At 62.0% G+C, this 24,155-nt stretch carries 20 protein-coding genes and 1 tRNA gene; 12 read left to right on the forward strand and 9 right to left on the reverse strand.

From position 1 onward, the window contains the following. Nucleotides 1-169: 169 nt before the first annotated feature. From I6F38_RS07345 to I6F38_RS07355, 3 genes are all read left to right on the forward strand, one after another. Nucleotides 170-547: a VOC family protein gene (locus I6F38_RS07345; RefSeq protein ID WP_092087508.1), complete on the forward strand. Its 378-nt coding sequence runs from the start codon at nt 170-172 to the stop codon at nt 545-547. Nucleotides 548-1,502: 955 nt separating this feature from the next. Beyond that, nucleotides 1,503-2,384, forward strand: a complete 882-nt coding sequence (locus I6F38_RS07350; protein WP_225159715.1) for a L,D-transpeptidase — start codon at nt 1,503-1,505, stop codon at nt 2,382-2,384. 722 nt (nt 2,385-3,106) lie between these two features. Next, the gene (locus I6F38_RS07355; protein WP_092087479.1) at nt 3,107-3,469 is read left to right on the forward strand and encodes a hypothetical protein; all 363 of its coding nucleotides are present in this window, start codon (nt 3,107-3,109) and stop codon (nt 3,467-3,469) included. A gap of 146 nt (nt 3,470-3,615) precedes the next feature. Here I6F38_RS07355 and I6F38_RS07360 read toward each other — a convergent pair whose 3' ends face one another. From I6F38_RS07360 to I6F38_RS07375, 4 genes are all read right to left on the reverse strand, one after another. After that, nucleotides 3,616-4,428: an aminoglycoside phosphotransferase family protein gene (locus tag I6F38_RS07360; RefSeq protein ID WP_225159717.1), complete on the reverse strand. Its 813-nt coding sequence runs from the start codon at nt 4,426-4,428 to the stop codon at nt 3,616-3,618. A 177-nt stretch (nt 4,429-4,605) separates the two neighbouring features. Further along, the gene (locus I6F38_RS07365; protein ID WP_225159719.1) at nt 4,606-5,415 is read right to left on the reverse strand and encodes an aminoglycoside phosphotransferase family protein; all 810 of its coding nucleotides are present in this window, start codon (nt 5,413-5,415) and stop codon (nt 4,606-4,608) included. A 178-nt stretch (nt 5,416-5,593) separates the two neighbouring features. Further along, nucleotides 5,594-6,613: a hypothetical protein gene (locus I6F38_RS07370; protein ID WP_225159721.1), complete on the reverse strand. Its 1,020-nt coding sequence runs from the start codon at nt 6,611-6,613 to the stop codon at nt 5,594-5,596. 432 nt (nt 6,614-7,045) lie between these two features. Then, complete coding sequence (locus I6F38_RS07375) at nt 7,046-7,453, reverse strand: hypothetical protein (RefSeq protein ID WP_225159724.1); 408 nt, start codon at nt 7,451-7,453, stop codon at nt 7,046-7,048. A gap of 651 nt (nt 7,454-8,104) precedes the next feature. Between I6F38_RS07375 and I6F38_RS07380 the strand changes: the two genes are divergently transcribed. From I6F38_RS07380 to I6F38_RS07390, 3 genes are all read left to right on the forward strand, one after another. Then, nucleotides 8,105-9,031 carry a formylglycine-generating enzyme family protein gene (locus tag I6F38_RS07380; RefSeq protein ID WP_225159799.1) on the forward strand — a complete coding sequence of 309 codons (927 nt, stop codon included), beginning with the start codon at nt 8,105-8,107 and terminating at the stop codon, nt 9,029-9,031. 130 nt (nt 9,032-9,161) lie between these two features. Continuing rightward, nucleotides 9,162-10,832 carry an arylsulfatase gene (locus I6F38_RS07385; protein WP_225159800.1) on the forward strand — a complete coding sequence of 557 codons (1,671 nt, stop codon included), beginning with the start codon at nt 9,162-9,164 and terminating at the stop codon, nt 10,830-10,832. 162 nt (nt 10,833-10,994) lie between these two features. Then, complete coding sequence (locus tag I6F38_RS07390) at nt 10,995-12,482, forward strand: arylsulfatase (RefSeq protein WP_225159726.1); 1,488 nt, start codon at nt 10,995-10,997, stop codon at nt 12,480-12,482. 252 nt (nt 12,483-12,734) lie between these two features. Here the strand turns inward: I6F38_RS07390 and rpoH are convergent, their stop codons facing one another. Both rpoH and I6F38_RS07400 read right to left on the reverse strand, forming a co-directional pair. Next, nucleotides 12,735-13,631, reverse strand: a complete 897-nt coding sequence (gene rpoH / locus I6F38_RS07395; RefSeq protein ID WP_024581019.1) for an RNA polymerase sigma factor RpoH — start codon at nt 13,629-13,631, stop codon at nt 12,735-12,737. Nucleotides 13,632-13,847: 216 nt separating this feature from the next. Next, nucleotides 13,848-14,867, reverse strand: a complete 1,020-nt coding sequence (locus I6F38_RS07400; RefSeq protein ID WP_225159728.1) for an RluA family pseudouridine synthase — start codon at nt 14,865-14,867, stop codon at nt 13,848-13,850. Between the two features lie 21 nt (nt 14,868-14,888). On the opposite strand from I6F38_RS07400, the gene I6F38_RS07405 reads away from it, so the two are divergent. The 3 genes from I6F38_RS07405 (at nt 14,889) to I6F38_RS07415 (ending at nt 17,796) form a co-directional block, all read left to right on the forward strand. Continuing rightward, nucleotides 14,889-15,224 carry a hypothetical protein gene (locus I6F38_RS07405; protein WP_028333161.1) on the forward strand — a complete coding sequence of 112 codons (336 nt, stop codon included), beginning with the start codon at nt 14,889-14,891 and terminating at the stop codon, nt 15,222-15,224. Nucleotides 15,225-15,350: 126 nt separating this feature from the next. Further along, nucleotides 15,351-15,998, forward strand: a complete 648-nt coding sequence (locus I6F38_RS07410; protein ID WP_225159731.1) for a Rieske 2Fe-2S domain-containing protein — start codon at nt 15,351-15,353, stop codon at nt 15,996-15,998. Between the two features lie 67 nt (nt 15,999-16,065). Beyond that, the gene (locus I6F38_RS07415) at nt 16,066-17,796 is read left to right on the forward strand and encodes a methanol/ethanol family PQQ-dependent dehydrogenase (protein WP_225159733.1); all 1,731 of its coding nucleotides are present in this window, start codon (nt 16,066-16,068) and stop codon (nt 17,794-17,796) included. Between the two features lie 177 nt (nt 17,797-17,973). Here I6F38_RS07415 and I6F38_RS07420 read toward each other — a convergent pair whose 3' ends face one another. The 3 genes from I6F38_RS07420 to I6F38_RS07430 are packed head-to-tail and all read right to left on the reverse strand — an operon-like array spanning nt 17,974 to nt 21,070. Continuing rightward, on the reverse strand, nt 17,974-18,246 hold the full coding sequence (locus I6F38_RS07420; RefSeq protein ID WP_225159735.1) for a hypothetical protein: 273 nt from the start codon (nt 18,244-18,246) through the stop codon (nt 17,974-17,976). A gap of 54 nt (nt 18,247-18,300) precedes the next feature. Continuing rightward, nucleotides 18,301-20,616 carry a molybdopterin cofactor-binding domain-containing protein gene (locus I6F38_RS07425; RefSeq protein WP_225159738.1) on the reverse strand — a complete coding sequence of 772 codons (2,316 nt, stop codon included), beginning with the start codon at nt 20,614-20,616 and terminating at the stop codon, nt 18,301-18,303. 1 nt (nt 20,617) lies between these two features. Beyond that, complete coding sequence (locus I6F38_RS07430; RefSeq protein WP_028333166.1) at nt 20,618-21,070, reverse strand: (2Fe-2S)-binding protein; 453 nt, start codon at nt 21,068-21,070, stop codon at nt 20,618-20,620. A gap of 581 nt (nt 21,071-21,651) precedes the next feature. Here I6F38_RS07430 and I6F38_RS07435 point away from each other — a divergent pair. From I6F38_RS07435 to I6F38_RS07450, 3 genes are all read left to right on the forward strand, one after another. Beyond that, nucleotides 21,652-21,726, forward strand: a tRNA-Glu gene (locus tag I6F38_RS07435). Between the two features lie 612 nt (nt 21,727-22,338). Beyond that, nucleotides 22,339-22,515: a hypothetical protein gene (locus I6F38_RS07445; RefSeq protein WP_225159740.1), complete on the forward strand. Its 177-nt coding sequence runs from the start codon at nt 22,339-22,341 to the stop codon at nt 22,513-22,515. Nucleotides 22,516-22,614: 99 nt separating this feature from the next. Next, complete coding sequence (locus I6F38_RS07450) at nt 22,615-24,153, forward strand: hypothetical protein (RefSeq protein WP_225159742.1); 1,539 nt, start codon at nt 22,615-22,617, stop codon at nt 24,151-24,153. The last annotated feature ends 2 nt before the right edge of the window (nt 24,154-24,155 follow it).

The raw sequence follows: 24,155 nt of genomic DNA on the forward strand, positions 1-24,155 counted from the left end.
GACGCCGGCGTTCGGCGACGAAGCTGCAACCCGACCCGACCTCGGCGATATCGCCTTCTGAAGCGGTCATCTGGCTGTCCCAACCCCAACTCCCACCTTAAAGGTGACAAATTTTCAGACATTAAGAAGAGCGGACGCAAGTTGTTGCGTGACGTCGGAGTGCACCAAAATGAGCCCTTCCGGAGCTTTGATCGCGATCCTGCCATGTAATGACCTTGATGCGTCGGAGCGGTTCTACAATCGGCTGGGCTTTGCGCGCCCGGACGGCGAAAGGCCTGCTCCGGGAGAGCCCGACACCTATCGCATGCTGTCGAACGGGAAGGGCGGATATCTACATCTGACGGACGCGGTCGAGGGATGGCTGACGCCGGGCAGAAACCCTTTTGGGCTTTATCTTTACCTCGAGAGTGTTGATGCTGCGGCCCGCGAATTTCAGCAATCACCCGAAGACAAGCCGTGGGGGATGTACGAATTTGCGGTCTCTGACCCGGATGAAACGTTGGTCCGTGTCGGTTGGCCAACCCGTCTCCGCGCCGAAGCGCAATAATTCGTCTGCTTTTGGACCCTAGCCGAAATAGCCAAGAGCGCCTGTTTTGTCCGCTTCGTAGGATGGGTGGAGCGAAGCGATACCCATCAAGCTTGTGCTGCGCGGTGGGATGATGGGTATCGCTGCGCTCTACCTATCCTACGGACTGGCCAGGGCAGCCTTGACCCATCGCGGACATTTCCTCGTCTTCATCCATTGATCTGGATCAATGCGTCCCCTCACGCTCGCGTTGGCATCGTTCGTTCTGCCAATCCATACGGAGGGTACTATGGAAAGCGCATGCAGGTATCCCTTAGCGTTGATCGTCTTTGCGTTGGCACCGTCTGCTTTCGCCGCCGAGCTCCCAAAAGAAGGCAACTTCGATTACACGGCGTGCTGGTCGGGCACGAGCAACACTATCTCATTTTCCAAGACCCACATCGCGCGAAGCTATGAGCATACCGGCTCTATCCGAAGCAATCCTCCGGGTGGGCTTTTCGACAAAGATACATTCCGGTGCGCAGGGGTTAGTGCGTCTCTTGGTGGGAAGATTACTGGCACCACGGTCTGCGAGTCCATTGACCGAGACGGTGATAAGCGACTTTCGTACTTCTCGACGTCAGAAGGAAAGGTAACCAGAGAGACAGTCGCGGGGACTGGGAAGTACGACGGCATGGTCATGACCGCAACGATACAACCCTTAGGGCCTTTCCCGGTCATCAAAGAGGGAACCTTTCAAGACTGCAATCACCAGACTGGTACCTATACGTTGAAGTGATGTTGCACCTTTGCGCGAGGGCCGCCTTTGGGCGGCCCTTGCTTTGCCCGAACCGGCGATCGAATGTGGACGATGGGTGTTGCAGCACAGGGGCTGGCGTTAACGACGCTTGGCGATTTCCAGCTTGAGCGACATCGCTTCGAAGCTTGTTAAAATTTGCCGGATACCCCTTCCGGGCACAGCGATCAGGGGAGAGGTATGGGTAAGCGGGCCAAACGTGGAAAGACCGAGACGCTCGCGCTACCAGTGGCCGGAAGAGTTGTAGTTGGCGTCGTGGCCGCTGCCGCATTGGGGTACGGCTTGCTGTGGCGGCCAGCGGGCGTTCAACCGATACGGAAGCAAGCCGCGCACCAGGTGCCGGCACCATCTAGTCCTGCGCCGTCGACTCCCATTCACGTAGCGGCGGCGGTTCAGGCTCCAGCGCCAGCGCCAGCTCCGGTTCCGATCCCGGTCCCCGCGCCCCGGATCGAAACACCAAAAGCCGCTGACGCTCCCGGAAAATTTGCTCGGCAGGTGGTTGAATACGTCAGTCACCAGCCGCCGGGCACCGTCGTCATCGATACCGGAAACACATTCCTCTATCTCGTTCTGAACGGCGGGCAGGCGATGCGCTACGGCATCGGTGTCGGCCGCGAAGGTTTCACATGGTCCGGTGAACAGGTCGTGGCCCGCAAGACAGAATGGCCGGATTGGCGTCCGCCAGCAGAGATGATTTCGCGCCAGCCTTATCTGCCGCGGTTCATGGCGGGCGGTCCCGGCAATCCGCTCGGTGCCCGGGCGATGTATCTGGGCGATACCGAATACAGAATTCACGGCACCAACAAGCCCGATACGATCGGGAAGCGCGTTTCGTCCGGCTGCATCCGGCTGACCAATGACGACGTCATGGACCTCTATGATCGGGTGAAAGTCGGCGCGAAAGTGATCGTGCTTCCGGCACCAGCTGCCCATCGACCATCCCCGGACGCGCCGCCCGACGCCGCCGTCTCATCGCAGGAACCGGCGTCGCCGTCGAGCCGGCCCTCGGCAGTCAACGCGCAACCGCAGGCTTCTCGACCGAAGATGGCCGACGCCCAGTAACTCAATTCTTCTGTCCCAGATCTACAACTTGAGAAGCAGCCCCGTTCAAAATGGGCTGGGTGGCCGCACCGTAACCTGCGGCATGCCAGGCGTCGGTGCGCTGTATGAGACCGTATGATCGCGTGCGTGGGGCATTGGTAGTAGCGCGCTGCAGCAACAGCGGTTTCTTGTGGATCAAATTCGGGAAAGTCGTAGCGTCGTGAGTAGAGGCTGTGCCGCAACAGCCTTCCAGCCCCGGCACCCCCTGAGCTGGGGCTTGCTTGGTTCCTCGTTCGATGGTCGATCGGGATGGATGGCGTCGAGTACGGCCTGACAGGTCTAGCGATCGTTTTCTTCGTCGTCGGCGGGGGCGCTCTTCTGCTCGGATGATCAGCGCTACAACCCCCACACTATCGCGATGGCCAAGAGCACCAGCACGCAGGGACCGCGGTCACGGCCGCCCTTTCGCGTTAGGGATCGCGTCTCACTGAGCACATCGTAAATCGGCAAATGCCCGCGGCAATTGCCATCCCGAACTCGTCCTAACCAACAGACGGGCGGGCAAATCGCATGCGCAAAAGTAGTAGCGCGCCGCAGCATTGCGGTTCGTAGTGGATAGAAATTGGGAAAAAGGCCCAATGTAACGTCGTGGGCGGAGGGTGGCCGCTACAGCCTCCAAAGCCGCGTCAGTCCCAGCTCAATCCGCCTTCCAGCTGGGCGCACCGGACGGGGAGGGAGATCTCATGAAGGCAGCGCTCTTGGCATTATCGCTCGTTGGTCAGCCGCCCGTACAAATTTCAGACAGTGTTCCCAACTTCGACATCAAGTCGCTTTGCGCGGACGTGTCCGTTGACGATAAAGCGTCGGGGCTTCCCCAGGACGCGAGCAAGTGCGTGAGTGACGAGGCGGTTGCGCGGCAGCAGCTAAACTCGATCTGGCTAACTGTCCCGGCGGGACCGCGAGAAAGTTGCGAACTCATGGCGGGGTCAGGGCAAGTACAAAGCTATGTCGAACTCCTCATTTGCTTGAAAATGATTGACTGGGACTCGCCATCGACGGTGCCCTCTCAGAGGCCCAAGCAAGGTTCGAAAACGCCAGGCAATTGAGCGCCGTTCGATGAATTGCGACGGAGCGCTGTGAAGCGTGCGGAGAGAGGTCACCATCATGTTGGCCGATCAAACGCACGGACCGGCAAAATGAAATGGCTCCGATCTGGCGGCCAGACCGGAGCCATACGCGCGACCAAAACAATTCAGTCCTCCAAGCGCAGTGCCGCTTCGATGCGCTGGATCAGCCGCTCCCGCAGCGAAGGCACCGCGTTGCCGAGAACGGCGAAGGTGCGGACGATGGGCAAATACGGCTCCATTGCCGCCGTCAGATCCGCGAGAGACATGCCGGCCAGCCGGGCATATTCAGATTGCGCCGCCGCATTGGTCGCGCGCGGCCGCTCCGGATTGTCGGCGACTTCCGGCCCGAGCTCGGACAGGATCACACGCAAGAACCCAAGCTCGAGGACGGCGGGCCCGCGCATCGCGCTGACCCAGTCGACCAGCCTTGGGCCGTCCGCTGTCATGATCACGTTACCGGGGCTCAGGTCGGTATGGCAAAGCCCGTCGCCCGGCGGCAAGCGATCGATCAGCGCGAGGATTTCAGTGGCGATGTGCTTCGGGAGCTTGCCGTCGTCGTGCTCCAACTGAGCCTCCATATACTCGCGCATGGAGAGGACCTCCGGCGGCAGGGGCGTCTTGTGAATGGACATGGCAAGAGCCGCGATGATCGCGCCGGCCTGTTCGAACGTCACCGCGCCGGTTCGGGTTAGCTGCAGCAGGGTCGGTCCGTCGAGGCGCTGCAGCACGATGCCGAAGCGCCCGTCCAGGGTCACCTCGCCGAACACCTCCGGCACCGGAGCGCCGGCGGCGTGGACGGCGCGGATCATATGCACCTCGAACCAGGGCATCCGCCGCGGCAAGCCGGGCTTGAACAGTTTGACGACTTGCCCCGGCGCCCAGGCGTAGGCTTCGGAGTAGGCGCCTTCACCGATCTTTTCCCCCAGCGATCCCTGCATCTTTAGCCTCCGTGTTGCTGTGACCCTCACCCTATGGTCACTCGTCATAGGCGGAGCGAAGCGACGCCGCTCTTCGAACGGCCATGGCCGGGCGTGCCGCCTTCGCCGAAGCTTCGGCGGCCGAGCGAGTATGTTGCCCCGGCGTAGCCTTGCCGTGGGCGGGATGACCGGGAGTAATCACCCCGCCGAGAGCAGGGCCGCCTCGACGCGCTGGATCAGCCGCTCCCGCACCTCAGGCATGGCCCCGCCGAGCAGGAGGAAGACGCGGACGATCGGCAAATAGGGCTGCATCGCCGCTGTCAGCGCCGCAGGGGCTATGCCGGCCAGCCGCGCATACTCCGCCTGCAGAACCGAATTGACCGTGGCCCGCTCCGGATCGCCGGCGTGTTCCGGGTCAAGCTCGGCAATCAGGACATGACACTGTGCAATCTCGTAGGCGGCGGGCGCACGAGCCGCGCCGAGCCAGTCGATCAGTCTCGGACCCTGCGCCGTCATGATCACGTTGCCGGGGTGAAGATCGGAATGGCACAGCACGTCATCCGGCGCGAGGTGCTCGATCAGCGCGAGGACGCCGGTGGTGATGCGCTCCGGAAGCACGCTGCCGCCGAACCGCAATCGGGCGTCCATCGCCTCGCGCAACGAGAGTGCGTCCGGCGGCGGTCGCGTCTTGTGAACGGCACGGCAGAGCTTCGCAAGGATTGCGCCCGCTTGTTCACGCGTGATGGCGCCGGTGCGCGTAGCCTGCGTCAGGGTCGGCCCATCGAACCGCGGCAGCACGATGCCAAAGCGACCGTCCAGGGTGACTTCGCCGAGCACCTCCGGCGCCGGGCCGCCGGCGGCGAAGACCGCGCGGGTCATTTGCATCTCGTGCCGGACGACCCACTGCGGGATACCTGGCTTGGACAATTTGACGACCTGACCGGGCGCCCAGGCGTGGACATCAGCGAAGACGCCTTCACCGATCTTTTCCCCCAGCGATCCCCGCATGCCCCGTTCTCCGCCGTGCAGAGCAAACACCGGCGGCGAGCAAAAAGAAACCCCCTCCGTCGCGGGGGGCCGGACACCGTCGCTGACGGCCTGCGTGACCATCGAGAACGCCGGGTCTTCGAGGTGAACCGGAAGTCCCTCGGTAGCGGTAAGGCTTGGGCGAGTCTCGTCCGAGCCTTCAGCTCGGTTCAATCCAATGGGAAGGATTCGAGACGTACATGGTTCCTCGCGTCAAGAAAGCGGACAATTCAAGTCCCACACCTAAAAACGGCAAGTCGAGCACAATGACGCCCGAGCCCTTGGCTGCCTCGAATCCTCCGTACAGCGTGTGGAGTGCATTTCTCACGTTCTGAAGCAAGCCAATAGCCGTGAAGGTGTTTCGCGTATTCAGCGCGGGTGCCACGTACCTGCCGTTTTTCAAGCCATCGATGAAGTACTTGCTGTTGTGGATCGATTGTAGCGCCGATTTCGAGATCAGCTTTTCGGTAAATGCGACATTGACGCCCCAGTCATTCAGGGGTTCACGGTGCAACTCATATGGAACGCTGAAACCAAAGCCGATAACGGCAACGGCCCCTCCGCTGCCTCCAAGACCCAGTCCCCACCGGCTGCTGACAATCTGGAGATCGAAGGTCTCCAAATCTCCCAGGTTCACGACGTACGCGGTCGTGCTCTCGATGCCGCCGATCAACAACTGTCCGCCAGACTTGACGCCGAAGCCAAGCCAACGCTTGAAGAACTTGCGTTCCTCCGGATAAAATTGAGGTTTCGGTTGAGGCGGAGGAGGCGGCGGTGGCGGTGGTGGATTTGGCTTATTCCAAACCGAGATGATCACACCACGCCAGGCTTCGTTTTCCACCCCATCCATTTCGCCTGCATACTTGGCCGCGCGTTCCCCTTTCGCCACCTCGAGCGCAACTTTGAAATTGTTGGGCACTTGCTTGCGAAGCAGATCGATTACGGCCCGCAGCCTATTCTGCGACAATTCCATGTTGAAATCGTCGCTGCCGGTACGACTCGCAAGTCCTATGATTGTAAGGCTTCCTCCGCTCCTCAATTTTGGAGCGACGACACTGATCAGCCAATTGGAATGTTCCGGCTTGATGGCGAACTTGCCGACTTCAAAGTTGAATAACTTCGCCGCAATCGTATCCGGTGCCTGCGATCCGTACTCCTGGATTTTTCCAGGTGATGCCATGTTGACTATCTCCCAACGGAGAGACCGACTGCGGAACGGGTAGAACCCGGATTGAAATATCCGCGTATCAATGGGTCGCTTTGGAGTTTATGCCGGTTCATCGTCGCCCTCAGATTTCCCGTCGGCGACTTGAAGGTGCCGTCGAAGTCGGTGAAGGCGAAGCCCTAAGACACTCCGTGGTTATCGGCGGAATGAGCGTGCGCGGCTTGGGTTTCATCGCGATGTCGCGGCGAAGCGCGGCAGTGCGCGAGTAGGGCCGCGTACTCCATCAAAATCTAGAACGCCTGCTTTCGGGGACGAAGCGGAAACCCGATCCGAGTTCAGAAATATCGCCTTCTGACCCGAAGCGGTCCTGCACGGATGGCGCGTCGTCGCGTGCGCCATCCGCTCCTGCAATCTGTCTCTTGCTATCTCTTGCGAAGAAAAAGAGCCTTAGGCCTTCAGATCCGTGATCCGCATGATCGCGACCACATTCCCATCGTTGTACGCCTGCTCTCTTGTTTCCTTATTACAGGTCCAGACAAAATTCTTCTTGCCCGTAAAGGTCTTTCCCTCCTGTTCAAGCCGAAGCTCCCCTTCGGTGATATGGCAGATCATGGCATTCATCATCGGGGGGCCCATGGTCTTCGATCCCGGCTGCATAATGACATCGCGCATTGAGACCGTCTTAAATCCTGGGATCAGGGATGGTGTCTCGCCTTCATATTCACGCACCACGACACCTGGCCAAGGCGCCGTATCCTTGTAGCCCGTGGCTTGAGCCTTGGCGGGCTTGATCATGGCAGTCGAAACCGCTGCCAACGCGATTCCCAGTGCGGACCTTCGATCGACCTTCCTCATCGCTTTTCTCCCGACGTTACCGAACGAGCGGCCGCAAATGCAGCGCGCAAAGTTCGTGGTGAACGGTGGTGTGAAACCGAAAAAAGAACGGCCTCTAGGAGAGCGTGTGCCTGCCGATAGCACCTGTGCTGCTCGTTTGCCCGGACGGTGATTTCGGCACGTCCCGCTTCAAGGGCCGTGACATTCTACGTCACCTGACGCATCCGGGGAACAGGTAGCGTTGCACGAAGACACTGCAGCCTGTCGGGAAGGTCCGAAACTGGCCCCGTAGCCGACATGACCAAAAGCGCCTTGTTTGTCCGCACCCGGGGCTGATGCGTGCATTCGTCGGCAGGCGGATTGATGGGCATACGTCCAGCGCTTCCGGAATGCTGCTCCCGAAGGCAGTCCCGCTTTGATCTAGATCAAGATCGCCTTAATCGAGTGAGTGTCACCTGTATCAACTTCAGGGCGGCCATTGCGGCGCCGCGGCATCCGTGGGTCGAACAGAGGTCGAGCGCGCAGATCGGGATGTCGGACCACGGTCCGATATCACGTGAGGGTTTTGCCTCATAGCGTGGAAAAGATCGGCTGGGAGGTGACGCCTTGCGAGCGAAGTCCAGGCGCGCGCGCGATATCGCCATTTGCGATGGTCCGTCAGATATCGACAGGATGATCTGCGTACCCGGCGGGACATTCCGCATGGGATCGGACAGGCATTATCCGGAGGAGGCGCCGGCACTTCGGGTGAGTGTCGATGGCTTCTGGATGGATCGCCATCCTGTCACAAACGAGCAGTTCGAAAAGTTCGTCAAGGCTACAGGTCACGTTACCGTGGCCGAGATTGCGCCCGACCCGAGAGACTATCCCGGGATCCTACCGCACATGATTTATGCGGGCTCCCTGATGTTCTTGCCGCCACGGCACCCGGTCGGCCTGCGCGACTTCAGCCAGTGGTGGACCTTCGCCAGGGGGGCTGACTGGCGGCATCCCTACGGACCGAATAGCAACATCGATGCGCTCGATCATCATCCCGTCGTGCACGTGGCTTTCAACGACGCGCTTGCGTACGCGCAATGGGCTGGCAAGGAACTGCCGACCGAAGCGGAGTGGGAGATTGCGGCACGCGGCGGACTCGATGACGCCGAGTACGCGTGGGGTGACGAATTCATGCCGCGCGGCCGTCACATGGCTAACACCTGGCAGGGTGATTTTCCGCACCAAAACACCAATGCCGACGGTTTCGAACGCACCTCGCCAGTCACCGCATTCCCGCCGAACGGCTACGGCCTTTACGACATGATCGGCAACGTCTGGGAATGGACAGCCGACTGGTATTCCCCCAGGCATGAGGCGGATGTGACGAAGGCCTGCTGCATCCCGGCGAATCCGCGCGGCGGGCGTGAGGCCGACAGCTATGACCCAAGAACAACCAACGTGAAGATTCCACGGAAGGTCATCAAAGGCGGCTCGCATTTGTGCGCGCCGAATTACTGCCGACGCTACCGGCCGGCAGCGCGCCACGCGGAGCCGGTTGATACTTCCACGAGTCATCTTGGCTTTCGATGCATCAGTCGAGGAGTTCCCAATGCATCATAAACAGGAGAGCGTAGCCATGTTGAGTTCTACGTTGCCCGACGAGCCGTCGCCCCCTACTGGAACGCCGCCCCGCAAGACATCAGGCTGGCTCAAGGGGACCTGCGCCTCGCTGCTCAGCACGACGATGCTGATGGCGTTGTCCGGGCCGGTCAGTACACCGGCCTTGGCGCAAAACCAGCAAAAACCAAACATTCTCTTCATCATGGGTGACGACATCGGCTGGATGCAGCCGAGCATCTACCACCGCGGATTGATGGTCGGGGAGACGCCGAATATCGATCGCATCGGCAACGAAGGCGCGATGTTCACGCACTATTACGCCGAGCAGAGCTGCACGGCCGGGCGCACGGCCTTCTTAACCGGCATGCAGCCGGTTCGCGTCGGCATGGTCTTGCCGGAAATTCCCGGTAGCCCATCCTATCTGCGGGCGGGGACGCCGACGCTTGCCAAGTTCCTGCTCGATCTCGGCTACACCACCGGCGAGTTCGGCAAGAACCATCTCGGCGACCACACCGAGTCGCTGCCGGCAGCGCAAGGCTTCCAGGAATACTGGGGCTATCTCTATCACCTCGACGCCATGCAAGGGGTGAGCTTCCCCGACATCAACAAAACCGCGACCCAGCAGACCCTTGCGCCGCCATGCAAGAACACGCCGATCCCCGGCGTGGCTGAGGTCCCCGGCGCTGTAGATCCCAGGACCACGGTTTGCCTGACGCCGCCGCGTCCGATGCTCGCCTGCAAGTCCTCGGACGGCACCGCAAAGAACATGACCTGCAAGGATGAGGGCCCGCTGACTCTCGAGCGATCCAAGACCGTGGACGAAGAAATCTCGGCCAAGGTCGTTGACTTCCTCGATCGCAACGACCCGAAGAAGACCAACAAGCCGTTCTTCGTCTGGTATAACCCGGCGCGAATGCACATCACGACCGTGCTGCCGGACAAGTATCTGACCATGGTGGGCGAGCCTGGCGGCAAGGATTGGGGCGTCAACGAAGCCGGCATGAAGCAGATGGATGACAACATCGGCGTGGTACTGAAGAAGCTCGAAGACTTGGGCCAACTCGACAACACGATCGTCGTCTTCACCACCGATAACGGCGCCGAGACCATCACCTTCCCGGACGGCGGCGTCACGCCGTTCAAGGGCGGCAAGCTGAGCACCTGGGAGGGCGGCATGCGCGCTCCGATGGTGATTCGCTGGCCGGGCGTCATCAAGCCCGGCACGGTCAAGAACGAAATGTTTTCCGCCCTCGACTGGCTCCCGACCCTCGTCGAGATCGCCGGCGGGCCCAAGGGCGACGCACTGAAGCAACAGGTCGAGGCCGGCTATCCTAATATGGTCAAGACCACCCTCGACGGTGTTAATCAGATCGACTATCTGAGCGGCAAGTCCGACAAGTCGGCCCGTGACCACTTCCTGTATTACTCCGGCAAGGAGCCATCGGCGGTCCGCTACAAGAACTGGAAGATGTACTTCGCGATGGTGTCGGACTCACCAGCTGGCTTCATTGCCGGTGTGCAGCCCTACTCCTGGACCCAGGTCGTCAACATCAAGCGCGATCCTTTCGAAACCTCCGTTGGTACACAGCTGAAGACGTTGTTCGGCATGGCCGGGGCTATTGCTTCTCCGTCTACTGCCTACGTCTATGATTGGAACATGCTGCCGATCGGCCAGCAGCTGTGGCTGAGGCACCTGGAGACCTTCATCAAATTCCCGCCGCTGCAGGACCCGGCCAGCTACAACCTGGAACAGGTCATGCAGCGAGTGAAGGACATGAAGACGGCCGGCCGAAGCGACTAATGGCAAACATCAGGTCGCGATTGTGAACAACACAAGCGGCCGGCCCGAAAGCGCCGGCCGCCTGTCCCCGGGCATCCAGAAACTCCACGAGAAGCGCAAGATGAGGCTCGCAACGAAGATTGGGCCGAAGCTCTCTATGACGGCGACCGCCGGAGATCGAGCATGAATCGGCGCAGGCACATCTGTTTCGGCATGGTGGCATCGTTCGTTGCCATGATGGTCGCTCCCGCGTCAGCACAACAGCAAAAGCCGAACATTCTCTTCATTCTCGCCGACAACATCGGCTATGGCGACATCGGAGCTTACGGCGGCGGCGAACTGCGCGGGGCGCCGACGCCGCGCATCGACCGGCTTGCCGCCGAAGGCTTGCGGCTGACGCAGTTTCTGGTCGAGCCGTCCTGTACCCCGTCGCGCGCCGCCTTGATGACCGGACGCTATTCCATTCGCTCCGGTCTGTCGCTGGTTGCCGTCGAGGGGACTCCAATCTCGCTGCCGGCAACAGAAATCACCATGGCCGGAATGCTGCGCGAGGCAGGCTACGCCACGGCGATCTTTGGCAAATGGCATCTCGGTGCCCAGCCTTACAGCCAGCCGCAGAACAAGGGTTTCGACGAATTCTACGGCATCCCACCTGGCGACACCTGGGATGCCTTCCTCATGATCGAGCAGGCTCGGCAAACCAAGACGCTCGATATCCCGATCGATAAGGGGCCACAGATCGTGGAGGCCGCGCGTGGGGAGGCGCTCAAGGCGGTGAAACCCTATACGGCGGACGTGCGGCGCGAGATCGACTGGGAGCTGATGGAGCGCGGCGTCGATTTCATGCGGCGCCAGAAGGCCGTCGGCAAACCGTTCTTCCTCTATCTGCCGATATCGCGGACGCACTTTCCCAACCTGCCGTCAAAGCGGTTCGAGGGCCAATCCCGCGTCGGCCAGTTCGGTGATTCCCTGATGGAAGGCGATGCCATCGTCGGCAGAATGCTCGATGCACTCGATCAGCTCGGCCTCGCGCGCGACACCATCGCGGTGTTCGCCTCCGACAATGGCCCTGACGGTCCCGTCTCGCGCCCATTCGGCGGCGACATGCCGGACATGGGCTCGTCCGGGCCGTGGCGCGGAGCGTTGGGGGACATAAGTGAAGGATCGATCCGCACTGCCGCCATCATTCGCTGGCCGGAGCGAGTAAGGCCTCGATCGTCCAACGCCATGTTTTCGATCATGGATTTCTTCCCGACCTTCGCGCGGATAACCGGCGGCAAGGTCCCGGATGATCGCCCGATCGACGGCATCGACCAGACCGACCTGCTGCTTGGCGGGAACGACAACGGGCGTCGCGAACATCTCCTAACCTTCGTCGGCCCGTCTCTCGTTGCGGTGCGCTGGAAGCAGTTCCGCATCTATTTTGTCGATGTGGCGCCGGGCCGTAGCGGCCCCGGCGGCGCGACCCTATTGGGAGGAGTCGGTGCCAGCGCAGCGCCGATGAACGGCTATCCCAAGGTGTTCAATATCGAAGCGGACCCCCACGAGGAACACAACATCGGAGAGATGTACGAATGGGTGATCGGCCCGGCGCTGAAGACGGTCGAGGAATACAAGGCAAGCCTTGTGAAATCGCCGAACCCGCCGGCCGCGAACATGACTCGCTTTTGAACAGCGACATGCAGGAACGCAATTCAACGCCATGGAGATCGAGGATGAGCACGACCCCGAACACTTGGCCCAGCATTCTCGCCATCATGGGCGGCGACATCGGCGCACCCGAGGCTGATGCGGACATTCGTCGGCGGGCGGATTGATGGCTACACGCCCCGGATCGAGGTGCGTGCCGAGCACCACTTTGCAAACAACAAAAAAGCCGGCGTTGCCGCCGGCTTTCGTGTCTGTTGGCTCGCTGCTGCGCGATCAGTGCGCGGCTTCGAGAGCGGCTTCCTGCCGGGCGATCGTGCCCTTGACGGCCGACTGCACCTTCTCGAACGCGCGGACCTCGATCTGCCGCACGCGCTCGCGCGACACGCCGAACTCGGCGGCGAGGTCTTCCAGCGTCATCGGCTCATCCGCCAGACGCCGCGCCTCGAAGATGCGGCGTTCGCGCGGGTTGAGCACGCCGATCGCGCCATTGAGGGCCTGGCGGCGATGATCGAACTCCTCGCTCTCGGCCATCAGGGCTTCGGCGTTGGGCGAGTTGTCGACCAGCCAGTCCTGCCATTCGCCGGCTTCGCCGTCGTCGCGGATCGGGGCGTTGAGCGACGCGTCGCCGCCGAGGCGGCGGTTCATGTCGATCACGTCCTGATCGGTCACGCCGAGGCGCTTGGCAATCAGCTTGACCTGGTCGGGGTGGAGATCACCCTCTTCCAGGGCGGAGATCTTGCTCTTCGCCTTGCGCAGGTTGAAGAAGAGCTTCTTCTGGTTCGCGGTGGTGCCCATCTTCACGAGCGACCAGGAACGCAGAATGTACTCTTGTATTGACGCCTTGATCCACCACATGGCGTAAGTGGCGAGACGGAAGCCCTTCTCGGGCTCGAATCGCTTCACCGCCTGCATCAGGCCGACATTGCCTTCCGAGACGACCTCGGAAATCGGCAAGCCGTAGCCGCGATAGCCCATGGCGATCTTGGCCACGAGCCTGAGATGGCTGGTGACGAGCTTATGCGCCGCGTCGCGATCGTCATGCTCGCGCCAACGCTTGGCGAGCATGTACTCCTGCTGGGGTTCCAGCATCGGGAACTTGCGGATCTCGGCGAGGTATCGAGAGAGGCCGGATTCTCCATTGAGGACCGGCAACGTAGCTGTACGGGCCATTTGAGCGCCCTCCAGTGGTTCAGGCCCCCGATAGCGGCGGGCCCGGCAGGTGGCCGCTGGGTTAAAGCCGGCCATGCTGCGATGTTCCGCGCTGGATATTCAGCGCAGGTGCAACATACACCAAACTGTCCGTGATAGGGAAGGATTGCTGACGTCACGTCCCCGTGTGGCAGGTATAACCTGTTGTCATAACGCGGCTTTTCCGGAAGGGGTGCGTCATACCGCCGCTTCCAGCGCCCGTTGCAGAAGAAGCAAATCCTCCGGCAAAGGCGCCTCCCAGTGCAAAAGTTCTCCGGTCCGGGGGTGCTCTAATGCCAGCAGATAGGCGTGCAGGGCCTGCCGGCCGAGGGCGGTGAGTGTGTCCTTACCTTCCGCGCCGAGTTGCCCGGCCTTGGTCTTGAAGTGGGCGCCGTAAACGCTGTCGCCGAGCAGGGGATGGCCGAGATGGGCGAGGTGCACCCGGATCTGATGGGTCCGCCCGGTCTCGAGCCGGCACGCCAGCAGCGAGGCGACCGGCTTGCCGTCGCGGCCGGCGAAGCTCGAGAGCACTTCGAAATGCGTGATCGCCTCGCGGCCGCCCTGGCGCACCGCCATCTTCTCGCGGGCATGCGGGTGGCGGTCGATCGGCGCGTCGATCGTGCCGTGGGGCCGGTTCGGCACGCCCCAGACGAACGCCATGTAGCCGCGCTCCATCGGGCCGGTGCGGCCATGGTCGGCGAACTGCGCGGTCAGCGACTGATGGGCCTGGTCGTTCTTGGCGACCACCATCAGCCCCGTGGTGTCCTTGTCGAGGCGGTGCACGATGCCCGGCCGCTTGACCCCGCCGATGCCCGACAGGCTCGAGCCGCAATGCGCGATCAGCGCGTTGACCAGCGTCCCCGTGGCGTGGCCGGCAGCGGGATGCACGACGAGGCCCCTCGGCTTGTCGATGACGATGATGTCGTCGTCCTCGAACACGATATCGAGCGCGATGTCCTCGCCCTGCGGCTCGGCGGGCGCGGCCTCCGGCACGTCGATTATGATCGTATCGCCCTTGGCGACATGATAAGCGGGGTCGCGGACGACGGCGTCCTTGACGGTCACGGAACCGGCGAGGATCAGCGCCTTCAGCCGGGACCGCGACAACTCGGGACTGCGCTGCGCGAGCACGCGGTCAAGCCGGGCCGAGCCCTCGTCGCCGGCGACGACGACCTCCAGCTTCCGACCGCCATTCGAAGAGACTTGTTGCGAAGACACTTGCAAAGATAGAGCCTTGTGATGACCGACACCGCTGTGACCGAACCGACCCCCGACCAGGCCGCGCTGATCGCGCGGGTGCGGCGCATGATGCTGATCGCGGGCCTGACCTCGGCATTGGCCGTGGCCGTCGTATTGATTGCCATCGGCTACCGCCTTTATCGCAGCGAGGGAAGCCCCGTTTCCGTTTCCGACGTCACTGCTGCGCTGCCGAAAGGCGCGCGCATCGTCGCCACTGGCGTCGCCGGCGAACGATTGGTCCTCACGCTTGACGTGGGCGGTGCAACAGAGATTCGCACATTTGATGCAAAGACGCTGAAACCTGTCGGCAGGCTGAGCTTCGTCAACGAACCCTGATCGCAGCAATCGCGAAGCCCGGCAGTCGATCAACCGAAAGCTGCAGCGTATTTTTTGCGCATGCGTTCGCGCATCGAGAAGGTGTGCCGCCATCTTTTCGGCCGAGTTGCACGTTCAGCTTGCGCCATGTCGCGATCCAACCCGAGCGCTTCCATCGAACAGTCTGGTGAGTCCGATCTGTCGGGCTCGTGCGCCGACCCGACGCGCCGCGCGGTGTTGACAGCGCTCGCAGGCTGCGCCTGTCTCGCCGCAATCGAGCCCGCGGCCGCCGATGATGACGAACAGCCCGGCGCCAACGAGCGGCCGCAAAAAGCCGATCGGCTCGTGCGCGCCGAGGGCGACAAGGCGGGCCAGGTCATCAAGTCGGAAGATCTGACCTTGGGCGGCCCGCCCATTCGCGCCTGGCCGCAGGACCCGAACACCTCGGTCGTTCGCAAGGGCTCGCGGCTGAACGAGGTCGTGCTGGTCAAGCTCGATCCGAGCGAACTCGACGATGCCACGCGCGCCCGCGCCCCTGACGGCATCGTCTGCTACTCGGTCATCTGCACGCATGCCGGATGTCCGATCACTGCCTGGTTGAAGGAAGAGCAGGGCGACAAGAACGTCCTGAAATGCCTCTGTCACAACTCCGAATACGATCCGCGGCAGAATGCGCAGGTCGTGTTCGGGCCGGCGCCACGTCGCCTCGCGGCATTGCCGCTGACGGTTGCCGACGGCGCGATCACGGTCGCAGCGCCATTCGTCGGAAAGGTGGGTGCTCAGCAGGGAGGATGAGGCCACATCGGGATTTCTGCATGACCTAAACTGAAAAAATCAAAACAGAGCAGGGAGGTAGCATCTCATGACAAGCAAGCAGTGGTTACTGTCGAGTTGTGTCGCATTCACGTGCCTCATTTCGACCTATGCCGTCGCGGGGCCGATCGAAAACTACAGTTCGGTGACCTCGGCGCGGCTCGAAAATCCCGAACCCGGCAACTGGATGCTGTATCGCCGGACCTATGACGGGCAGGGGTATAGTCCGCTCAACCAGATCAACACCTCCAACGTCAAGGGCCTCAAGCCGGTCTGGACTTTCTCGACCGGGGTCATCGAGGGCCATGAGGCGCCGCCGATCGTCAACAACGGCGTGATGTTCGCCGCGACCCCGATGGGCCAGGTGATCGCGCTCAACGCCAAGACCGGCGAGGAGTATTGGCGCTACAAGCGGCAGCTTCCCGACGATCTGTTCCAGCTGCATCCGACCAGCCGTGGCGTCGGCCTGTGGCAGGACAAGGTCTACTTCGCCACCACCGACGACCACGTCGTCGCGCTCGATGCCAAGACCGGCAAGGTGGTCTGGGACACCAAGGTCCAGGACTACAAGAAAGGTCAATACCTGACGCTGATGCCGCTGGTGGTCGACGGCAAGGTGATCGTCGGCGGCTCCGGCGGCGAGTTCGGCGTGCGCGGCTATGTCGTCGCCTACGATGCCGAGAGCGGCAAGGAGCTCTGGCGCACCTTCACCATCCCCGGCGAAGGCGAGCCCGGGCACGAGACCTGGAGCGGCGACGACTGGAAGTCGGGCGGTGGATCGGCCTGGATGACCGGCACCTACGACAAGGACAACAAGACGATCCTCTGGGGCGTCGGCAACGCTGCGCCGTGGCCGGGCTCGGCTCACGCCGGCGACAACCTCTACACCAGCTCGGTGATCGGTCTCGATCCCGAGACGGGCAAGATCAAGAAGCACTTCCAGTATCACCAGAACGATTCCTGGGACTGGGACGAGGTCGATGCGCCGATGCTGGTCGACCTGCAGCGTGACGGACGGTCGTTCAAGAGCCTGATCCACCCGGGACGCGACGCCATCTTCTGGGTGCTCGAGAACAAGCCCGACAAGATCAACTACGTGTCCGGCTGGCCGTTCGTGAAGACCAACGTCTGGAAGGGCATCGAGGCCGAGACCGGCCGGCCGATCGTCGATCCCGAGCACAAGCCGGTGATCGGCAAGCGGGTCGAGTTCTGCCCGTCGCTGTGGGGCGGCAAGGATTGGCCGTCGGCGGCGTACAGCCAGAGCACCAAGCTCGTCTACGTTCCCGCCAACGAGAACTTCTGCGGCGGCTTCACAGGCGAGAAGCAGCCGTTGGTACCCGGCCAGCTCTGGCTCGGCACCAAGCCGGAGGACATCGGGCTGACGCCGGCACCGAACGCCGATCATTTCGGCGAGTTGCAGGCGTGGGATCCGGCCACCGGCAAGAAGGTCTGGCAGCACGACTTCAAGACCTCACAGCTGTTCGGCTCGGTGACGGCGACCGCGGGCGACCTGGTTCTCGCCGGCGGCACCAACGACCGGATGTTCCGCATCTTCAACGCCAAGACCGGCGAGCTGTTGTGGGAGCAGAAGACCAACTCCGGCATCATGGCGATGCCGATGTCCTATGAGGTCGACGGAACGCAATACATCGCGGTCCAGTCGGGCTGGGGCGTCGACGCGCAACGCATCCAGGATGCTCTGGCCGGCAAGGTCAAGGGCTTCGAGAACAACGTCCCGCAAGGCGGCGTGATCTGGGTGTTCGCGCTCGACAAGAAGTAAGGCACGATCTGAGCTTCGGTCCTGATTGAATGAGGACCGAAGCGCCGGCTTGTTATGACGCGTTTTCTTCAAGCGTAACGGTGTTGGTTTCGCTCGAAAACGCTTCTCACCGATAGGGGGCGATGCGATCGGGAAGCGGCGGATGGGGAGACCGCCGCTTCCCGGTCCGCGCTTGCTTTATTTGCCCTTGGTATCGACCTTCCGCTTCTCGTCATCGTTCATCTGCTTGATCGTGGGGTCGCGGCTGGCTTCGCCGGTGGTCTGGCCGGTGGTCGCTGGCGGGCCGCTGCTCGGAACCGAGCTCTGGTCGGGCAGCACCCGCGCCGGACGGGTCGCCGTCGCGCTTGGCGGCGAGGCGGTCTGGGCAAGCGCCGTCTGTGTCGCAAAAAGCAAGACGCCCGCGGACAGGGTTGCCGCGAGCGTCCCGAATGTTTGAGGTGGGGTTCTCATCGATCTGCTCCAATGGATCGATGAGAACGACCTATCCTGCCTGACGTTCCAGCCTCACGTCTCCAGCTGCTTGCCGATCGGAAGGGCGCGGATGCGCTTTCCGGTCGCGGCAAAGATCGCGTTGATCAAGGCCGGCGCGAACGGCGGCACGCCGGGCTCGCCGACGCCGCTCGGCGGCGTGTCGGCGCCGGGCGGCACGATGTAGACGTTGGTGATCACAGGCGACTCGTCCATCCGGATCACCGGGAAGTCGTCGAAATTGCCCTGCTGCACCTTGCCGTCCTTGAAGCTGATCTCGCCGTATTTGGCGAGACTGAGCCCCATGATCGCAGCGCCTTCGATCTGCGAGTGGATCCGCTCCGGATTGACGTAAGTGCCGCAATCGATCGCGGTGTCGACCCGCGGCACCGAGAACTTGCCCTTGTCGTCGACCGCCACCTCGACGATGGTCGCGATGTAGCTGACGAACGAGCGATGCACCGCGATGCCGAGGCCGTGGCCCTTCGGCACCTTGCGACCCCACTCGCCCTTTTCGGCGACCAGCTCGACCACCTTGCGTAACCGCGCGGTGTCGATCGGGTAGCTGTCATAGGGCTCGCCGTAGTTCCAGGGATCCTTCACCGAGGACAGGTTGACGATCCGCGGGCTTCCGATCAGCTCCAGCAGCATCTCCTTCTGGTCGCGGCCCGTCGCATGCGCGATTTCCCCGACCATGGATTGCACCGCGAAGGCGCGCGGGATGTTGGAGACCGAGCGGAACCAGCCGATCCGCGTGAACGCGGCGGCTTCCGGATTCTCGCATTGCAGGTTGGCGATCTCGAACGGGTTGTCGATCAGGCCCATGCCGAGCTCGAACGGCGCCTCGTGATTGGCGCCGGCGGCGAAGGTCGAGGCGATGGTCGGTGCCACGCTGCGGTGCCGCCACGCAATCACCTTGCCGCTCTTGTCGAGGCCGGCCTCGATCCGTTCCACCGAGACCGTGTGCAGGAAGTCGTGATGCACGTCGTCCTCACGCGTCCACTGCACCTTGACCGGCGCGCCGAGCTCCTTCGACAGCAATGCCGCCTCGAGCGCGAAGTCGCATTTCGACTTGCGGCCGAAGCCGCCGCCGAGCAGCGTCACGTTGACGGTGACATTGTCCTCGGGAATCCCGAGCGTCTTGGCGACATCCTCGCGGGTGCCGCCGGGGCTCTGCACCGGCGCCCAGATCGTGGCCTTGTCGCCCTTGACGTCGGCAACCGCGACCGGCGGCTCCATGCTGACATGGGCGAGATGCGGGAGATAATATTCGCCGGTGATCACCTTGTCGGCGCTCTTCAGGGCCGCATCGGCGTCGCCTTCCTTGCGCACCACGAGGCCGGGCTTGCGCGCGGCCTCTTCCAGCGAGGCACGATAGGTGACGGAGTCGTATTTGGCGTTGGCGCCGTCGTCCCAGACGATCTTCAGCGCGTCGCGGCCCTTGATTGCGGCGCCGGTGTTGCGCGCGATCACGGCGACGCCGCCGAGCGGCTGGAACTTGGACGGCCAGGGCCAGCCCTTGACCTCCATCACCTTCTCGACGCCCGGCACCTTCTTGGCCGCGCTGTCGTCGAACGACTTGAGCTTGCCGCCGGTGACCGGCGGACGCGCGATGACGGCGTATTTCAGGCCGGGTAGGCGGACATCGGCGCCGTAATGCGCCTTGCCGGTGGTGATGTCGTGCAGGTCGACGATCGAGACCTGGCCCTTGCCGAGATAGCGGAAGTCCTTGGGGTCCTTCAGCTTGAGGCCCTCGACGCTCGGCACCGACTCCTTCGCGGCGTCGGCCGCGAGTTCGCCGAAGCCTGCCTTGCGGCCGCTCGCGCTGTGCACCACCTCGTGGTTCTGCGCCTTCACCTCGGTGACCGGGACGCCCCATTTCTTGGCGGCGGCGGCTTCCAGCATCGAGCGCGCCGAGGCGCCGATCTGGCGCATCGGGATCAGATAGTGCCGCGTGCTGCGCGAGCCGTCGGTGTCCTGGTTGCCGAACTTGACCTCGTCGCCATGCGCCTGCTGGACATGGACGCGCGACCAGTCGGCCTCCATCTCCTCGGCGACGATCAAGGGCAGGCTGGTGCGCACGCCGGTGCCCATCTCGGAGCGGTGCGCCAGGATGGTGACGATGCCGTCGGGGGTGATCGCGACGAACACGCGCGGATCGACCACGACGCCGTGCGGCATCTTGCCGGCGCCGGTTTCATAGGCGAACGCCTGGCGCGTCATCACGGGCGCGGCGAGCACGAAAGAGCCGGCGATGCCGAGCCCCTTGAGGATGCTGCGGCGCGAAACGTTCTCGACCTTCACGTGCTTCTCGAAGCCGCGAAGCTTGCTGGGATTGGTGCGGATATTCATGTCACACCCCCGTCGATGCGAGATGGACGGCATTCTCGATCCGCTGGTAGCAGCCGCAGCGGCAGATATTGCCCGCCATGGCTTCGCGGATCTGGTCGTGGCTGGGCTTCGGGTTCTGGTCCAGCAGCGCCGCGGCCTGCATGATCTGGCCGGCCTGGCAGTAGCCGCACTGCGGCACGTTGACCTGGCGCCAAGCCTTCTGCACCGGATGGTCGCCGGTCGGATGCAGCCCCTCGATGGTGGTGACCTCGCGGCCGACGACGTCGGAGACCGAGGTGATGCAGGCGCGGACCGCCTCCTTGTCGACGATCACGGTGCAGGCGCCGCACAGCGCCTGGCCGCAGCCGAACTTGGTACCCGTGAGGCCTGCTTCGTCACGGAGATACCAGAGCAGCGAAAGATCCGGGTCGCCGTCCCAATTCTGTTCCTGGCCGTTGATTTTTAGTTTGATCATGGTCTGTCCTCGCTCTGCTTAAGCTATTGACCTGTGCGGCGCGAGGTGCGGAACGTCTTCCATGGCCTGCGACCGCGCTGATGTTTGTTGTGCCAAGATATTCGTGAGCCAAATCTGCCGTGCGCCAAGGCCGTCAAGCGCTTGCGCTTTGTTCCAAGCACTCCTCTCGCTTGTCCGGCGCCGTGCGGGGCGCAGCATGGTGAAGGGCTGCGATGTTAGCAGAGACGGACGCCGGGTGACTTCACAGCCAAGTGTTTTGCATTGCCATTTGGCGAAAGCAGGGCCGTGCACGACGACGACATGACATCTCAGGGTGGCCATCATGCAATCGCGAGGGCGGTGCCACTGTAGCGTGCAGGTGCGATGCGCCCGGGCACAGGCACGCGCGGCATCTCGCCCGGCCCCGTCTTCCCGGGTGCGCGATTGCAGAGGGCATCGCGCGGCGATGAACCCGGAATCCAGCGCTATGGCGCCGGATGCCCCCGGGGGCGTTCGTAAAGCATGCGTGACAAAATCCCCGCCGCAATGCACAAGGCATCTTGCGGCCGCCGGATTTCAAGGCTATTGCCTTGCCTCTCAACGCTCCCTTCGTCTAGCGGTTAGGACGCGGCCCTCTCAAGGCTGAAACAGGGGTTCGATTCCCCTAGGGAGCGCCAGCAAACTCAAGCACTTAGCTAGCCATCAGCCGCGTTCGTTGAATAATGGTTGAATAACACGCTGGTGAACAGCGGCGAACGCTTGCGGAATTTGCTGCCGACATTTGCCAAATTGCTTCGGCGCGATGCCTCACTGTGGCTGGCGCATTCGCGAAGAATTTCTCCGTCGCCCTTGGTGTCCGGAAATATTCAAACCGCCGCTGACGTGCGCTGTCGTACGCGAGCGCCCTCGGATGCTCGCATTGACGTTGCTCGTCGCACAATCAACTCTTGTCCTGTCGAGCTTTGTGCGAATAGGAGAGCCACGTGAGATACAATCGACGAGAGAAAACTGGCGGACAACAGTCACACGTCAGTCTATCCGCTCCGAAAGCCGCAGAGCCGAGCACGATGCCATTCGCCCAGCGGCTCACCTGCACGATTGACGATGCATGCGAAGTGACCGGCTTGGGACGCACGAAGCTTTACGAGTTGATAGGAGCTGGGCGTATCGTCACGACAACGATCGGACGTCGGCGACTAGTAGTGGTGCGCTCACTTCTGGCGCTCCTCGACACCAACATGTCGAACTAATGGAAGTGCGACCCGAAAACCGAAGATGATCCGTTCGAATTGTTCGAATGGTTTGTGGAGAGCCATAGTCAGATCGCGCATGAGCAAATGCTCAACATCCTCGCGGGCTCGCCTGACGTCGAGGCACTTCGTGCTTTAAGCCGTGATGACCTGCTCTACGAATACTGCGAGCGGATGGTGGCCAGTACGATGGCTCAGGCGAAGAAGGCTTCGTAGTGGCCTTTACCGTGCCGGGATGGCTTTATAGGCTGATTCCGCAGGTTTCATAATTAACCGGCTTGAGAGCAATGATCTAAGCCGGGATAGGCTCTCACGATGTTAGATTTCGATCGTCACTTCCAAGCGCTCTGGCACCGCGCATGCAACGTGTCGTCGCTTGGCGCGTTGACGCCTGAGCTGATTCAATTGTGGGCCACGGAACGCGGCCTCGACGTGACAAGCGTGGAGGAGCGCGAGATCGGGATTTTCGCAAGGACTCCCGCCGTCGTGCTTGCCGTCGGCGACGTCAAGGCGTGTTTCCCGAAGGTCCAGCTAACAGGCGATCCGAACTGGGAAGCCCGGCGGCAAGCAGCCGAAGCAAAGGCCACGTTGTGGGAGAAAATGGAGTGGTTCTCTCCCTTCTGGATTCCAAGGGACAAGACGGAGAAGATTCTCGGCGACGCAAAACTCCGGACGAGAGAGCAAGCCATCCAGCTCTTCAATTATCATACATCGACTTTGTACACTTTGTCGTTCCAAGCCGTCTGTATTGCGCAGATGTTGCCTGGTGCACGAAGCCTGCGAGAAGTGTGTGCCTTGGCGCGTGAGGCGTACCTGGCCTTCTACAGCGGCTACCGCGCCGCGAGTATTTCCGCGCTCATTCCAGCCATCGAAGGAGGTTTGACGCGGATCGTGTCCGGCTCGGAAAGCGAGCTTCCCATAGGCGTCAAGATCGATCGCGTTATCGATCGTTGCATCGAAAACGCAGCACGACTTCACTATGAACGAATGTGGGTGCCTCCGGACTATCTGACCAAGGATTACCTGCTTGGTCAGGATGAGCGCATCTTCGCGTTTGAGACGTTCCGACGCTGGCTACAAAAATCGTTCTTTCAAAAGACGGGCGAGTATGACGGCGTAACGTGGCTCAATAGGCACATGTTCGCGCACGGAACTCATTCAGACTGGCAGGAATCGGGCAACTTCAGCCGGCTGATCGTGTCGCTGGCGACGTTGGCCTTGATTGAGTCATGGTACGACGAGACCCACGTCGTGTCGCTGTTCTTCCCCGACATGAATGAGGACAGCAAGTTGCTCTGGCAGCAAGCCTTGCTGCAGGCCAACGCGCAGATGAGCCTCAAGCTGATTGAGGAGCGGCGTTACCAGAAACACGGACGTCTTGTGCCGGAGATGCCGACGGATGACGGCGTGCTCTTGCGAAAGGCCCTCCTTTCAGAGGATTGCATCAAAGATTTGGTTCGGCCATTGCGTGAAGCCGGTTGGAGCGTCGAAGTCGGCGAACCGGATGAGCGCGCCCTGTTCGTAACGGTAGTGGCAAAGGCTGATGGCCAACAGTTCGGCGTGGCACTGCTGTATAGCTGCGCGACAGACAACGGAATCTATCGCAGGCTCGCGGATACCTCAGTCGCGATCCTGTATCGCGGACCACCGTACAAGCAGCAGCAATACGCCTACGGAATTGATGTGCATGTCGGGCCCGTCACAGGATGGCTGCCACCGATGGCCCCCAGTCGAAAATCTACTTGGCGGTCCCATCCAGTCTGGAGGCGCGTCCAACGACGGGTCAAACGGGGCACGGGTTTCATGCAATCCGCTTGGAAGATCTGGCGGAATCGCCGCCGAGGCGTGTTTTGACA

Origin of the sequence: Bradyrhizobium sp. BRP56 (assembly GCF_020194035.1) — a bacterium.
Classification (GTDB): Bacteria; Pseudomonadota; Alphaproteobacteria; order Rhizobiales; family Xanthobacteraceae; genus Bradyrhizobium; species Bradyrhizobium australafricanum.